The following is a 537-nucleotide window of genomic DNA, read 5'->3' as shown; positions in this document are numbered from 1 at the left end:
GCCCCAAGCCCGCGCCGAAGCCGGTTGTCGCCGCGCCGGCCGCGCCGGAGTTCACCGCTCCGCCGTCGGCCCCGGTCGCTCCGGCCGCCGCACAGGCTCAGCGTCCCAGCGGCGCCGGTGCCCGTCCCGGTGCCCCGCGTCCCGGCGCCCGTCCTTCCGGTCCCGGTCAGGACGCCCGTCCCTCGGGTCCCGGTCAGGACCGCGCTCAGGGTCAGGACCGCGGTCAGGACCGTGGCCAGGGCCGTGGTGAGCGTCCTGGCGCAGCGCGTCCGGCAGGCCAGGGCGCTCCGCGTCCCGGCGGTGCCCGTCCGGCCGGTCCTCGTCCGGGCAACAACCCCTTCACGTCCGGTGGTTCCACCGGGATGGCGCGTCCGCAGACGCCCCGTCCGGGCGGCGCCCCGCGTCCCGGCGGCCAGGGTGGCCCCGGTGCTCCCGGTGGCGCTCCGCGTCCGCAGGGCGCCGGCGGCGGCCAGGGTGCTCCTCGTCCGCAGGGTGCGGGCGGCGGTCGTCCGAGCCCGGGCGGCATGCCTCGTCCGC

At 80.4% G+C, this 537-nt stretch carries 1 protein-coding gene; it reads left to right on the top strand.

Annotated elements, in window-relative coordinates:
- Positions 1-231 precede the first annotated feature (231 nt).
- A partial coding sequence (locus tag G3I71_RS52510; RefSeq protein WP_275409439.1) for a hypothetical protein occupies positions 232-537 on the top strand: 306 nt, incomplete at its 3' end.

The sequence above is a fragment of the Streptomyces sp. SID12501 genome, from assembly GCF_010550245.1.
Taxonomy (GTDB): Bacteria; Actinomycetota; Actinomycetes; order Streptomycetales; family Streptomycetaceae; genus Streptomyces.
This window is presented reverse-complemented; position numbering and strand designations above follow the sequence as displayed.